This window comes from Marinovum algicola, assembly GCF_900109145.1.
GTDB lineage: Bacteria > Pseudomonadota > Alphaproteobacteria > Rhodobacterales > Rhodobacteraceae > Marinovum > Marinovum algicola.
In genome coordinates, this window is the sequence record NZ_FNYY01000011.1 from 1 (window position 1) to 13,534 (window position 13,534).

Sequence of the window (13,534 nt, forward strand, 5' to 3'; positions counted from 1 at the left end):
TCGAGGGACGCCATCTCGCGCTGAAGCCGCTGCCGTTCGGCATCCAGATCGGCCAGACGCGCTCGAACCCGCGCCATTTCCTCCCCGATGTCGCTCTTTTCTGCCACCCGCGGTTTCCACCCAATCTTTTCCCTTCCGCCAAGCATAAAGCGCGAAACGGACTGGCGTAAGCGGGTCTTCCCGATCGTCAGCACGGCCACTGAGCGGAGAGTTGGAGGGGGAGTTCATGGAAGATGTCCTTCTGCGGTTGAGAGCAGAGGCGTCATGATTATCCAAAGTGGAAACCCGAAAATGAATCAGCAGAACAACAGGTTGAAATCCCGAACTCCGCATAACGGTGACGCGGCATATTACGTGTTGGGCTATCTCGAACAGGCCTTCCCGATCCATGCGCAAAAGCTGGTCGAGATCGACGGCAACATGGTGGCGGAACCCTTGCGCGACGAGACCGGCGCGCTGGTCGTCTCGCGCGAGGCGCTCGCCCTGCGCGATGCGGCAATGATGGAACTGATGACACTGGCGCCGATCCCCTCGGCGCTCGTTCAGATCCTCTGGGCCTTCGGCGATGAAGCCGTAGCCGAAGTCACCGGGCGCTCCATCCGCCCTTTGAAGGCCGAGGATGGTCATCTCTTCATCGAGAAGCGCGCCGCCAGCAGCAATTCCTCCGAGACCCAAGCCTTCATGGAAGGCGAGAAGAACATCCTGATCTTCTCCGATGCGGGTGGCACGGGCCGCTCCTATCATGCCGCGCAGACGGCGAAGAACCAGAAACGGCGGCGGCACTACCTGCTGGAGCCAGGCTGGCGCGCCGACGCGGCCATTCAAGGTCTTGGCCGCACGCATCGCTCGGCCCAGGTCAGCGCGCCCTTCTTCCGGGTCTGCACCTCGGATGTGCATGGCGAGAAACGCTTCACCTCGACGATCAGCAAACGGCTCGACCAGCTGGGGGCGCTCACCAAGGGCCAGCGAGAAACCGGCTCGCAGGGGATGTTCCGCGAGGAGGACAATCTCGAAAGCCCGATCGCGCGAGCGGCGCTGCGCGGCTACTATGCAGATCTGGCTGCCGGACGCGCCGAGGCGATGAGCTATGAGAGCTTCACCGACTGGACCGCTTTGCGGCTGATCGACAAGGACGGGGTGCTGCTGGAAGAGCTTCCCCCCATCCAACGCTTCCTCAACCGGGTGCTGGCGCTGCCGATCCACATGCAGAACGCGCTCTTTACAGAGTTCATGAGGCGGATCGCGGATCAGACGGAACGTGCGCGGGCGGCCGGAACACTCGATCTCGGAGTGGAGACGCTGCGTGGTGAAAAGATCGAGCAGGTCGGGGCGGAGGACCTCTGGACCTGCCCGAAACCCGGCGCGGTGACGCGGATCATCGGGCTCGAGGTGACGGACCCGGTGCATGTGCTGTCCGCGGATGAAGCGCTCTCGCGCAATCCGGACAAACAGCCGATGGTCAACCGCGCGTCCGGTCGTGCTGCGCTGATCTCGGCGCGGCCGATGCAGATGTATGACGAGGATGTCGTGACGCTGATGCGTAAGGCGGTGCGGCCCAATGGCTCCAGCTACCTCGAGGAGACCCGGTTTGAAGCCTCCGCCTGGGAAGAGATCGGGAAGTCCGAATTCATCCGGCTCTGGGATGATGAAGCAGCTACTCTGCCAGAAACCACCACGACCAAGCTCTACCTGCTGACCGGGCTGCTCTTGCCGATCTGGAAGGACATCCCGACCACCAATGAGCGCATCTACCGGGTCACGCCCGACGGCGGAACCAGCATGATCGGCCGCACGCTGAGCGAAGAGGGCGCGGCAGCGCTGCGCGCGCGTTTCCTCGTCTCCAACCCGCAAACGACAGAGGAGATGCTGACCGCCGTCCTGGGCACCACCTCTCCGGTCGATCTGGGCCGGGGTCTGACCCTGACCCGCCGCCGTGTCGCGGGCGAAATGCGCCTCGAGCTGGGCGGTGCGGACAAGGGCATGATCGATGGCCTCAAGGCAATGGGGTGTTTCACGGAGATCATCGCCTTCCAGCTTCGCGTGTTCCTGCCGCATGGGGACGGTGTCGACACATTGGGCATCCTCTCCCGGATTGTTGGAACCGGACCAGACGCCGCGCAGGACGTGGCTTCAGTGGCAGCGGAATAGGTGAAGGGGCGATCATGACACTCGAAGAGATCAAAGCCGCCATCGATGCAGGTCAGACCGTACATTGGGCCAACACCGGCTACCGCGTGCACAAGGACAGCCTCGGCCAGTACCTGATCACGTTTGAGCCGAACGGCAGCACCATCGGGCTGACCGACCACAGCGGGCAGCGGTTGAACGGGGATGACGCAGAGTTCTTTATCGCAGGACCGGAGGGTGGCGACGAGAAAAGCAAGGACAGCCAACTGAGACCAGACGGGCAGGGGAGGGGCGTCGTACCCGGCGGGAAGGTGGCACAGTCTCTCAGGCGCCAGCGCTGAACTGAAGGTTGGGAAGAAAGGAAAGCGAGCTTTCTGGTTTGTGATCCCAGGAGGGGTCGAAAAAGCAATCCCGGATGCGCTGGCAAGGACGTCAGGCACCGGACATATCAGAAGGAACCATCCCATGTTCGCAGGAACCCTGACCCGCAACACCGAAACCGCAGCCGCCCAATACTCCGGCATGATCCATTCGACACGTTTCGACATCGCCATCCAGCTCGAGACCCGCCCGAAAATGTCCGAGCGCAGCCCGGATTACGACGTGACCGCGGTCAACAAGTCTGGCCGCAAGGTGCGCATCGGTACCGCATGGAACGAGACCGGCAATACCAGTGGCAACCCCTACATCTCGATGCAGATCGATGTCGGCCTCGGCCCATTCCGTGTCAATGCGGTGCAGACGCTGGAGGCGCGTGCGGCGCAGAGCGGCGAATTCGAGATCATCCCGCTTGTCTCGAACGGCCTCATGAAATCCGGCTCGATCTCGGGCGAGTTGACCGCGATGGACGCCGACAACGCCTTTGCCGGCTACATCGCCAACATGATGTTCGACCTCGATTTCATGTTGATCGAGAACGACTACAAGTCCGAGGACACCCATCCCGATTACCGGGTCGAGGTCAGCTCGCCCCGCGGCAAGCCGATCCGCGTCGGGTCTGCCTGGATGGCCAAGAGCAGCCGCACGGGCAATGAGTACCTGTCGCTGTTGATCAACACGCCCGATGGCGACCTGCGCGTCAACGCCGTGCAGAACGAGGAACAGCGCGGCGGCAAGACCTTCTCGATCATCCCGTTCATCGACGGTGGTGAGCAGCCGCAGGATGCAGGCGCGGGGCTGTCGCTGGTCGCCTGACTACAGCAAGAGGCCTGAACAACCGAGCAGCAAGGGGAGCCGTGGTTACACGGTTCCCCTTTTTCTTCGTCGGTATGTTTGTGGGCAACCCGACACATGACCGGCGTGAGATGTGTACTTATTTCGCCAACAGTTCCGTGGCCGTCCGCCTAATTCTGGCCTCGACCGCTGAATCTTCCAAGTTATGTTCTTTGGCAATCAACCGAATGGCCCCGTGCACGTCGCCTGGAGCCTTATCAGACTGAAACGGGGCATCCGTTTCGGTGAGAAGTTGTTCTATAGGGATCGTTTCAAGCAAGTTGCGCCCCCGTGGAGCCAGCAGCATTTGTTCGTTGACCGAAAAATAGCAGCCTAGTTCTAAAGCGCGTCTGATCTCCGCCCCCGAAGCGTTGAACCAGTGCAGAACAGGAACACAAGTGCGATGCGCCCCCGTTTTCTCGATGACATCAAGCACCTGTTTAGCGGTTCGAACACTGTGAATGCTGATTACCTTATCGCCGAGCCTTGCGCAGAGCGCCATCACGCGTTCGAACACCAATTTCTGGCGTTCGAACGAAGGATAGAACCGGCGACCTGCATCCAGGCCGACCTCGCCGATATACTTGGTCGAGGGAGCGAGTTCTTCGAACAGAGATAGCTCCGATGCGCGTTGCGCGACAAGCTGCGGGTGCATTCCAAGGGCTGCATGCACAAAGCGCCTGGTACGGGCCATCTCGGCGTTTCGGGCAAAAGCCTTGGGTGTAGTCGTCACTGCCAGGGTTAGGCACCGTGCGGCCTCGCAACGCGCATACTCCGCCGCCATATTCTGACAGAGGTCGAGATGGCAATGAAAGTCGACGGGGCCGGACCAGTCCGCGTCAGACATGTTTTGTCCTCACGCCCTTGAGTATCTCTGACACTTCATCCATGCCTCGGCGATACACGTCGACATATGCGTCCAGATCATCGCGGCCGAGGGGTCCTGGCTTTTGCACGAGGAACCTTGCCCGACCGGGATTTTGCCGCAAATTCTCTGCGGCAAACATGAAGGATCGGATATTTTTGCCATCGGCAGATTTTGAGTCCAATGTGCTGGCCTTAAGGTCATCCAGAAAGTACTGTGTCGTATCGGGTCCATCGAGGCCCGCCGCAAGGGAGGCACGACGGATCAGGCAGGGGACGCAGCGTCCGCAATGCTGGGGCGGCGCGCTTTCGAAACGAACCTGCGCAGGATGGGAACAGGACATCGAGGTCGGGGCAAGTTCGGCCAGAAGGTCACGATCAAGGCACTCCCTGGCCATCTCACCCTTAGTCTTGAAGCGATAGGGGTTTTCCAGCGACACGTTGATGCCCAAGACTTTGACGAGATCTGACATCGAGCGGATGAAATGCGGATGGGCCGTCCGCGTGCTAAGCGACCCGAGCCTATGGGCGTCCATGGGAACGTTGAGCGCGATCAACCCATTTTCGGGGATGAGCACCTTGTCTGTGGAAGCGACGGCGTCGGCCGCAACCACTGCGAGACTGTAGAAGAGGAAGGAGCGCGCCCTCTGATTGTTGTCGCTCCCGGCTTCCGGGAAATCCTTCTTTCGGAAGCCGATATAAGCCCGGACAGATTCGAATGCGTCCTCGTGTCGGTCTTTCAATACCTCGAGCAACTGCCTCTGCGCGCTCGACGCCTCGCCGTCCCAGTAATGGCTGACCAGGAGTGGCCGCTGCCCCGAGGCGAGGAGATCGATCGCACCGATGAGACTGTCCAATCCGCCCGAGAACAGGCTCACTTGCGTGAAGTCTGTGAAGTCCATCTCTTCGGGTTGCTTCGTGAAGGACTGGAATTCGTCCGGCCGGTGACGGAACGTGAAACTCCAATGATCGCCGGTCAAGAATTGCAGCATTCGGGACAGATGGTCGTGCTGGTGTCGCCAGAGCTCGGGCTCTGCCACGGGAACGCTGAGATCGATCATGCGCGTCCATCCGTCATCGGCGTACCGGTCCCGCGATACGCCGGTGTCGGCGGCGTACACCGCGGTAGCCATGATCATGAGGTCGACCGCGGCCTCGCTCGGTCTCGCGCCCAGCTTGAAGAGCCGGTCCAGCAGCTGACCCAGTCCCCTGTCGAGATCCCCAAAATTGTCGACCATATCGATGATGATATCAGCCGCACCCTCAGCAGATGTCACGTCACCGCGCCCCAAACGGACAAAGACATTTCGTCTCATTGCATGGTCTCCAGGACGGCTCCGAGCATGTCGAAGGTGTCTGCATAGACCACGGAAATGCTTCTGTCGATTTCGGATTGTGTCGGGCGCGAGCCGACATCGAACCGGCTACCAAGCGCGTCCCTGACCAGCCCCTGCGTAAAATCTCGTGTGATCCGCTCTGCCTCCCGGAAGTCGGCGTCGGACGCGGATCCGTGCAACGCGTTCGTGCCGATCTCGTTCAGGACCTTGGTAACCACGCTTCGGGTGATCACATCACACAAGAATTCATCGAGTTGATCGGGTGAAAGCTCATCGAATGCGCCTGGATCATCTTCCGCGACCTCTGCGATCGCTTCGAGCATCGCGTCACGGGCGATCGATTCATCGATCGTCCCACCATCGGGACAGATTACCTCCGCGACGGCCTCAAGGACCTCCGCGGCTGGCCGACCCGCAAGGCCTTGAAGATCAAATCGGGCGAGCGCCGCCTCGGCACCTTCGTTCGCGACGGCGCTTGCGAGCCCGGCGACACCGGATGCGACCCTGGTAGAGTGCGGCATTCGACGTGCGGCCCCGGCTCCGCCTCCCACAGCGCTGACGTAACCTTTCAACGCCCGTCCGAGCGACTTGCTCCCGCCACCGTTCGTGAATCGGGTGAACTGGCCGCGAGGATAGGTGAATGCGCCGCCGGGAGGGGCCAAGGCGGGCGGCGTCTGCACTGCACCCTTCTCGCCGCCCTCGTCCGGGGTCGGTTTTTCGGTGTCAGAACCATCGCTTCCGTCGTGATCGGATCCCTCTTCACCACCGCCCATGCCCGGATCGACGCCGTCGACCCAGTCCGGAACGAGGCCGGACGCGGGTCCACCGTACGAGCTCGAAGTTCCCATTATCCTGTCCCCTTCCCACGGCCGCTTCGTCCACCACCCGCAGCGAGCTGGAGCGGTTTGTTCTCATCAAGTTTGGCCCAGCCCTCTTTGAGTTTGGCAAGCTCTCGTTTGGCTTCCGCTCCGGTGAAGATCTTGTCCCAGCCCGTGGCTGCCCATGGCCCTAATTGACCACTTGGCAGGTCCGCGAGAAGGCGAACCGTAGGGGTCTGGAGATTGGCGGATATTTTGCAAAGCTCCGCAAGGCCTTCGATGCCACCAGGTCGCTTCTTCAGATCTGTTGCGGCCCTGATCCTTGCGGCCACCACGTCAAAGATCTGCTCGATCTCTCCGGGCGTGAGCTTTGCGATTTCTACTGCCGCTGCGCGCGCGCCTAGGGTGCTGCCGCAAAGCTTCTCGATCCAGTCCTCTTTCAGAGCGAGATTGGTGCCTGCAGTGAATAGCGCCTTGCGATCTCGGGACACGAACAAATACGGGCGCAGATCCTCGTCCGCGAGCGCGGGGGCCACCAAAGCCCATCGTCTGACCCATTCGCTCGCAAGAAGGTCGTCCTCCGGAAGTCTCTCCGTTTGACCCCGGCCCTTGGCGGTGGCCGGTTTCTTGGATTTTTCGGGCTCTTCATCATCTTTGCGCAACGCCTCCTCGAGTGTCGCAACGGTTATGGAGGAGCCGCTGACAGCGGCCTCGACCTCGAGGCGTTCGAAGAAATCGGCCTTGAAACGTTCGGCGAGCATCAGCTTGGCGAGGACCGCGGGGTTCACATCGTCACCGATCCCGCGCGCATCCGCGATGGCGAGACGGAGATTGAGCGTGTTCAAAAATCTCTTGATCTGCCTCGGGTTGCCTTGAGCGCCTTCAGCGAGCGGCAGCGCGAGTTGATCGGCGAGAATGAGCGCATTCTCCAGCTCCGCCGAGACCGCACCGAGACGCTCTTCGATCACACCGCGGCTCAGCCCGTTCCCGTCCCAGGGACGTCTGAGTGCTTCGCGACCTAAGTTGAGCAATGTGTCGAAGGGGGCCGAACCGGTGTCGAGCGAGCTACCGGCGACGAGAAGCGTGAGATAGACCTTGGTCTCGACGTATCCCAGTGGCGGTAGTCGGAACGGCACCTGAATGAGCTTTTCGAGGTAGTTCCGGGCATAGGTCGACGGGCCCGACGATAGTGGCAAGTCCGGGAAATGGGACCTGACGGCGTATTCGATCATTCCCTCGTCGGCGGCGATGACAAAGGCCGCGCCGGGCACGAACAGGAAGAGCCGTATCGCCTCAAGTGTCTCGATCGCCGTGGCGGGAAGGCATCTGTCCAGATCGTCAACAACAACGACGAGGCGATCTATGTCCGCGGCCGCGAGCAGTTCCTCGAATTCCACCCTGAAGGCATGAATATGGGCAGGCAAGGTTTCGGCTTCAGGGTCGTTAAGACAATCTGTGACATTCTTGACGTACCCTGTCATATCGCCAACCGTCAGCTCTTCGCCACCGGCCAAGAGCTTCTTCCCCTGTTCCATGAGCCCGCCGAGCATGTCCGGGGATGGGATGCCGGTAAGTCCGGTCAGGGCGAGGCCACCCGCCTTGGACGCGACTTTCATAAGATCGACGCGCTTAAGCAGTTTTTTGGATGCGTCTTTCAGCTTGGTGGTGAACGCCCGATCCCGCAGCAATTGCTCTACGATCGTTTCGATGATTACGGTCTTTGCGTCTTCGAGGCCCTGGAACAGCCAGCCGTTGAACCGGACGACGGATGTGCGATCGTCCTCTGAAAACGCGTCCTCCAGCATGAGCAACACGCTCGATTTTCCAGCACCCCAGTCCCCATGGACGCCGACCGTGAGAGGTTCGTTTCCAGAGTCTCTGATCACCTTCGCGACCGTCGCGGAGACGGCTTCCGAGTAGATCATGTCGATGGCGGTCTCGTTATCTGGAATAATCATGAAAGTCATTTCTGTAGGATTTAGAGGTTTCAATAATTGTCGATTGCGCGCAGCTTTGCCGCCTCGTCGCTGGCCGAGTGATTAGTTGTAAACCGGCAGGCTTGCCCGATCTATTGGTCTTCTTTCCTCGTTCGGTTCTCGTCATAACAAGTCTCGAACCGGAACAAATGCTTGGTTGGTTTCAGCGGCGCGTCGCAGCTTTTCGTCAAGCACGTCGATCAATGAGAGACGGTTGTGAACGACCTGATGCAGATCCAACCCATCAGCACAGATTATATTTGTGCGTCTACCCGTCCTGAAAGCCTTGAGGCCGTCTTCGGAGAAGCCCGAATTACTGATGAAAAGCCCGCGCGCCCAAGTCGCCTTGCCTGAGACCTTTCCCGAAAAGGTTAGCAGATCGGATTGTCCCGTGCGACCAGCCTGCCATTTGGCTTCCACGAGGTATGTTTCGCCGTGCAACTTGAAGCTTCCGTCAATCTGTTCGCCTGTCAGTTTGAAAGGCGCTCGCGGCGTCAGACCATACGCGGCGAAAAGTTCGGTTAGAAAGCGCTCATATTCAAAGCCGCGCCGCTGGGGCGGGTGTTCAAATAGGCCGATCAGGCGCGCCGATAGCGTGTGCGCTAACTCGTCCGAAAGCGTGGTGTTTTTCGATGCCGCCTTCGTCTCTGGCTCGGGTTGGTCTCCCGGCAGTGAATCAAGAAACGCGGGATCGTTTAGCTCGGGCACCTTTAACGACAGACGCAAGAGGAGCACATTCAACCCATCTACCTCCGCACGGGTTAGAGGCTCTCCTTTGCCTCTGCGCCAAGTCATCGATTGCCGTACGATCGCCAGCATCAATGGGCTAAACTTGTGTCGCCGTTGACTGAGGGTTGATGACAACATTTGGACAATCGCCGGGCGCTTGCTCCCGCCGGTCCAGTGGTCTTCGCATTGGACCTGTGCGGCCGCCAATGGGAATGCGGTCCGGGAGTTTCCGCTTCCGGGCAAGAAGTTGTAGAGCAGGTCTGCGAGATCCTCCACGCATTGTTCCTCGACGAGATTCATGAACGACCCCACAGGCATGAGAGCGGAGCGGCGAACATGTTCTCGCCGAATGGGACAACCTGATCGTGATCATAAAGCACCATGCCTTGAACGAACTTCTTTCCGCAGGCTTCCGCCAGCTTGCGCATTCCCGAGAAATCACTCGCCGATACGGTGGCGGAGGACTTTACCTCGATCCCGACGACCTCACCTCGGCGGTTCTCCAATACGATGTCGACCTCGTTTTTGTCCTTGTCTCGGAAGTGCGAGAACGAACACCTCTGTTCGCTCCACGTCGCGATCTTCCGAAGTTCGCTGAACACGAAGGTTTCCAGGATCGCACCGAAGCTCGTTTTGTCCTTGCGGATCACTTCCGGCGAAACATCCCGCATTGCTGCGAGGAGGCCCGCATCGAAAAAATGTAGTTTGGGCGACTTGGTCAGGCGTTTCAGACGGTTTGTGAACCATGGTTGCAGGGTATGAACAAGGTAGAGGCTCTCGAAGACACTGACGTACTTCTGTGTGGTGACATGATTGAGGTCGAGTCCGGCACCGATGCCGGAGTAGTTGACCAACTGTCCTGAGTGCTCGGCAAGCACTGACAGAAGCTTTGGCATGATGGCGAGTTGTTCGATCTGGGCCACGTCACGGACGTCGCGCTGGACGATTGCGTCCAGATAACCGTGATACCAATCCTGCTTTCGCGCCCATCGCGCTCGGCCAAGCGCTTCGGGATACCCGCCCGAAAGGACGTTCACAACGAGTTCGTCACCGACGATCATATGATCGGCCGTTGGTTTTTCTCCGGCAAAGGCCCGTTCGATGAAGTCCGATTTCCTCCCAAGGATTTCCGTCTGCGAGAGAGGCAGGAGCCGTACAACCTCCATGCGGCCAGCAAGGGAATCTGCTACTTTTGGGATGGTCATGAGGTTGGCCGAACCTGTTAGGAGGAACCGTCCCTGTGTCTTGTCGTCATCGACCAAGTTTTTAATGGCGAGCAGAAGGTCGGGCGCGCGTTGGATCTCATCGATCACGGCGCGGTCCAATCCGCGGACGAATCCGACCGGATCATCTATCGCCGACCGCAAAACGTTGGCATCATCCAATGTCAGAAAGGGTATCTTTTCTGACGCGATGTCGGTTGCAAGCGTCGTTTTGCCGGACTGACGCGGCCCCGAGATGAGAACCACGCGAGTGTCGGACAGCGCCTCTTCCACTCTAGCCTTGGCAAATCTTGGGTACATCGCCGCGCGACTCCTTTTGACCGATTGAAAGTACGCCTCCGACCAATTGAAAGTCAACTGCCGACCAATTGAAAGTTGAGGTCCGACTGAATGAAAGCACACAACCTCAGCTCGCAAGCCTAACGTGCTGGCGACAATCCTGCCTTCTTTGGCAACGCTGTTCGCCGGTTCTGCGAGATTTCGAGTACATCACCTCCGTCGTGCTGTGCGATCTCGAGTAGGAAGCGGGAGCACCTGATCCTCTGCTTAGCAACCAGCCTTTCGGCCTCCCCTGCTCGGCTTCGCGTGTCGCAGGTGAGAACGGCCCTGCGGTCCGTCGCGCATTCGGCCATGCGGCCTCACCGCGGCGTAGCACCCGGCATCCCGGTTTGCTCGCCTCGCGAGCACGTCCCTCCCCGGCCGCGCCGCCGGATTGCGCTCTGGTCTGTTTTGGCCCGAGGCCAAAACGATCCCGCCGCTTCATCCGTCTCCCGCGTCCGGTCGGGCCGTTTGCCTGCTCGGGTCGGGCAAACCTACCGTCAAAACACACACACATGAGCGTGGAAGCATATCCTCCGGATGGCCCCCAAATCAGCCCGCGTCAAGGATCGCAAAACTTTTCGGCGAGGGCGTAGCCTGTGGCATGGGGCGGTCCCGTGCGTGAGCGCGCGCGTGCATCAGGTGCTGCGCGCGGAAAACTTTTGCGCCCGGCAAGCCGGCGGCTGCGCCGTCCCTGACCCGGGCAGATTCGGAAACCAGGCATTCGGCCATGCCCCCACACTCACGTGGTGGCCTAGGAACCGAACACTGGAGACCAGACATGGCTTACGACACCGCAAACACCTACGAGACCATCGAGCTTTTCGGACTGACCGAGAAGGACGCGCAGCTGCCGATCCCGGAGGATCACGTCCTGACCGACCACATCATCCGCGAGAGCTTCGAGGCTTTGCTCGGGCAGTTGCGCGGGACCGGGCTTGAAGCGGAAATCGAACCGCTCGCACATGGCCTCGCGACGATCCTGCAACGGCGCAAGGTGACGCTCGGCAAGGAGGTCGATCGCACCGCCGACAAGATCGGCGCCCTGGCGAAGTCCCACGACGGATCGGAGATCGCCGAGACCGCGCTCGAAGAGGCGCAAGCGCGCTTTGTGCAGCTGCGCGAGATCGTCGGCGCCATCGAGGTAATGAGCGAGGCGGCGGCGGAATGCTACGAGGTCGAAACGGGCTACGCCTTCATCCCGGCAGCCGGGTCGCGCGCAAGCGTCCGGGCGCAGGAGACCGGGGCGGTCTTCGAGGCGCGGCAGCTCCTGGAGCAGCACGACCGTGAAACCGCCGAGAAGTCGAAAGTCGAGGGGGTGCCCCTGATCGTCTCAGGCGCCACCGACTGGACCGATGTCGATGTGATCTTCAACACGCTCGACAAGGTTCGAGAACGGATCAAGCAGAACCGCAATCAGGAGATCTTCCTCTGCCATAAGGGTGGCAAGCACGGGGCGGAGATGATTGCGGCTCGGTGGGCCCGGGCACGCGGGGTCGCGCAGGCGCGCTTCGATCCGCGCTGGTCCGCGCATGGCCGGGCGGCACCGTTCAAGTGCAACGACGAAATGCTGGACGATAAGTTCGCGGCGACGGGGGTTGTCCTCTTCGGCGGCAACGGGGTCGCGCTGAACCTCGGGCAGAAGGCGGAAGCGAAAGGCCTGACGGTCATGCGGGTTGCGGACCCGGCGAAGAAGACCGCGCAGGATTGAAGAGAGCGGGTCGCGCTTGGCGCGGCCCTTTCGTCATGTCTCATGGCGCGTGCGATCGGTCATGCGCAATCGGCAGTCTGCGGCGTCCAGCACCGTTATCCCTCTACCCAGTCCGTCAGAGTGCGGCCCATCCGCATCGGTACAGGATGGGGATGGTGAGCCCATCACGCACATCGTCAGCAGCGCAAGACGCGAGGGGTCGAGACGTCGCACATGAGGCTGAAGATCTGCACGTCCCTCGGGGCGTGTTTCGGAACATCGCATCCACGCGGGCGGGCTCCGTCAGCACCCCGGCCAGGCTCGGTGGGACGCGGACGCGGATGGTGGCGGCTGCGTGATAGCAAGGGTCATCCGGGTCTCTCCTTTTTGCTCATAGATGTGGATCGCACGGGGTCGGCCCAATCGTGCCCTCAGCTCACGCTTCGGCAAGCACAAATACGGCTTCCACGGCTAGCCGCGGACCCTCCGCATTTGCGCTTGCGTCCGACCCTCGGTCCCCCGTGCCAGGTGATCCTCATCGCAAAAAGGAGAGACCCAGATGACCACCCATTACGTTGCCACCGTCCCCGTCAAGTTCACCGATGCCGAGGGCGGGGTCCGCACCCGCTTCCAGCGCGTCGGCGCGATGTTCCGCAACACCCGGACCGGGGACGGAACGGAGTTCTTCAGCCTCAAGCTCGACTTCCCGGTCGCCGTCCAGGAGCTGGTGATGTTCCCGCCCAGCTCGAAAGAACCGCAGGACTGATCGCACCCCCGAAGGGCCGCCGAAAGGCGGCCCTTCTGTCTGTCGATCCGCACGTCGAGCCCTCCCGTCAGGACCGTTCCGGGTCCTAACGGGAGGGGGAGGGAGAGCCGCGAACAGGTCTGCCAGCCAGCCTCAAGGGGGCCATCCCCAAAAACAGTCAGGCGGGGCCTGCCGGTTTTTGCGGCAGAGATTTGGGCCGAGCCAAATCTGGCCTCCCTTGACCCTGTCTGTCAGCCCAGTCGGAGGGAAGGCGCGCCGCCCCTCGCGTCCGTCCAAACACGGGGTCCGTGTCCGGACAGACCCTCGGGCGCGGGCGCACTCATGGGCGGGCGGGGCGCTGTCGGAGAGGGAGGCTGGCGCCCCTTCGGGCCGCGGCCTCGCGCCCCCGGTTTCACCGGGGCCGCTCGGCGGAAAACGGAATACGAGGCCGCCCGCCCGCTGTTCATACGATCATATATCATTGACACGTTGCTA

At 60.9% G+C, this 13,534-nt stretch carries 10 protein-coding genes and 1 pseudogene; 5 read left to right on the forward strand and 6 right to left on the reverse strand.

Annotated elements, in window-relative coordinates; translation table 11 throughout:
* Positions 1-351 precede the first annotated feature (351 nt).
* From BMW90_RS15060 to BMW90_RS15070, 3 genes and pseudogenes are all read left to right on the forward strand, one after another.
* A pseudogene (locus tag BMW90_RS15060) lies at positions 352-2,148 on the forward strand (strawberry notch C-terminal domain-containing protein); the annotation flags it as partial.
* Positions 2,149-2,162: 14 nt separating this feature from the next.
* On the forward strand, positions 2,163-2,468 hold the full coding sequence (locus BMW90_RS15065) for a hypothetical protein (RefSeq protein WP_074837299.1): 306 nt from the start codon (positions 2,163-2,165) through the stop codon (positions 2,466-2,468).
* A gap of 124 nt (positions 2,469-2,592) precedes the next feature.
* Positions 2,593-3,321: a DUF736 family protein gene (locus BMW90_RS15070; protein WP_074837300.1), complete on the forward strand. Its 729-nt coding sequence runs from the start codon at positions 2,593-2,595 to the stop codon at positions 3,319-3,321.
* A gap of 118 nt (positions 3,322-3,439) precedes the next feature.
* Here the strand turns inward: BMW90_RS15070 and qatD are convergent, their stop codons facing one another.
* The 6 genes from qatD to BMW90_RS15100 all read right to left on the reverse strand — a co-directional run bounded on the left by qatD (position 3,440) and on the right by BMW90_RS15100 (position 10,586).
* Positions 3,440-4,186: a Qat anti-phage system TatD family nuclease QatD gene (gene qatD / locus BMW90_RS15075; RefSeq protein WP_074837301.1), complete on the reverse strand. Its 747-nt coding sequence runs from the start codon at positions 4,184-4,186 to the stop codon at positions 3,440-3,442.
* Positions 4,179-5,519: a Qat anti-phage system QueC-like protein QatC gene (qatC, locus tag BMW90_RS15080; protein ID WP_074837302.1), complete on the reverse strand. Its 1,341-nt coding sequence runs from the start codon at positions 5,517-5,519 to the stop codon at positions 4,179-4,181. The genes qatD and qatC overlap by 8 nt, the downstream gene beginning before the upstream one ends.
* Positions 5,516-6,388: a Qat anti-phage system associated protein QatB gene (gene qatB / locus BMW90_RS15085; protein ID WP_074837303.1), complete on the reverse strand. Its 873-nt coding sequence runs from the start codon at positions 6,386-6,388 to the stop codon at positions 5,516-5,518. Before qatB ends, qatC begins: the two co-directional genes overlap by 4 nt.
* On the reverse strand, positions 6,388-8,316 hold the full coding sequence (qatA, locus tag BMW90_RS15090; RefSeq protein WP_074837304.1) for a Qat anti-phage system ATPase QatA: 1,929 nt from the start codon (positions 8,314-8,316) through the stop codon (positions 6,388-6,390). Before qatA ends, qatB begins: the two co-directional genes overlap by 1 nt.
* 141 nt (positions 8,317-8,457) lie before the next feature.
* Positions 8,458-9,363, reverse strand: coding sequence for a restriction endonuclease (locus BMW90_RS15095; protein ID WP_074837425.1), 906 nt, complete (start codon positions 9,361-9,363; stop codon positions 8,458-8,460).
* Positions 9,360-10,586, reverse strand: coding sequence for an ATP-binding protein (locus BMW90_RS15100; RefSeq protein ID WP_074837305.1), 1,227 nt, complete (start codon positions 10,584-10,586; stop codon positions 9,360-9,362). The genes BMW90_RS15095 and BMW90_RS15100 overlap by 4 nt, the downstream gene beginning before the upstream one ends.
* A 799-nt stretch (positions 10,587-11,385) precedes the next feature.
* Here BMW90_RS15100 and BMW90_RS15105 point away from each other — a divergent pair.
* Complete coding sequence (locus tag BMW90_RS15105) at positions 11,386-12,315, forward strand: DUF2493 domain-containing protein (RefSeq protein ID WP_074837306.1); 930 nt, start codon at positions 11,386-11,388, stop codon at positions 12,313-12,315.
* Between the two features lie 538 nt (positions 12,316-12,853).
* Entirely contained in the window at positions 12,854-13,060 is a 207-nt protein-coding gene (locus BMW90_RS15115; RefSeq protein ID WP_074837308.1) for a hypothetical protein, read from the forward strand.
* Positions 13,061-13,534: the final 474 nt, after the last annotated feature.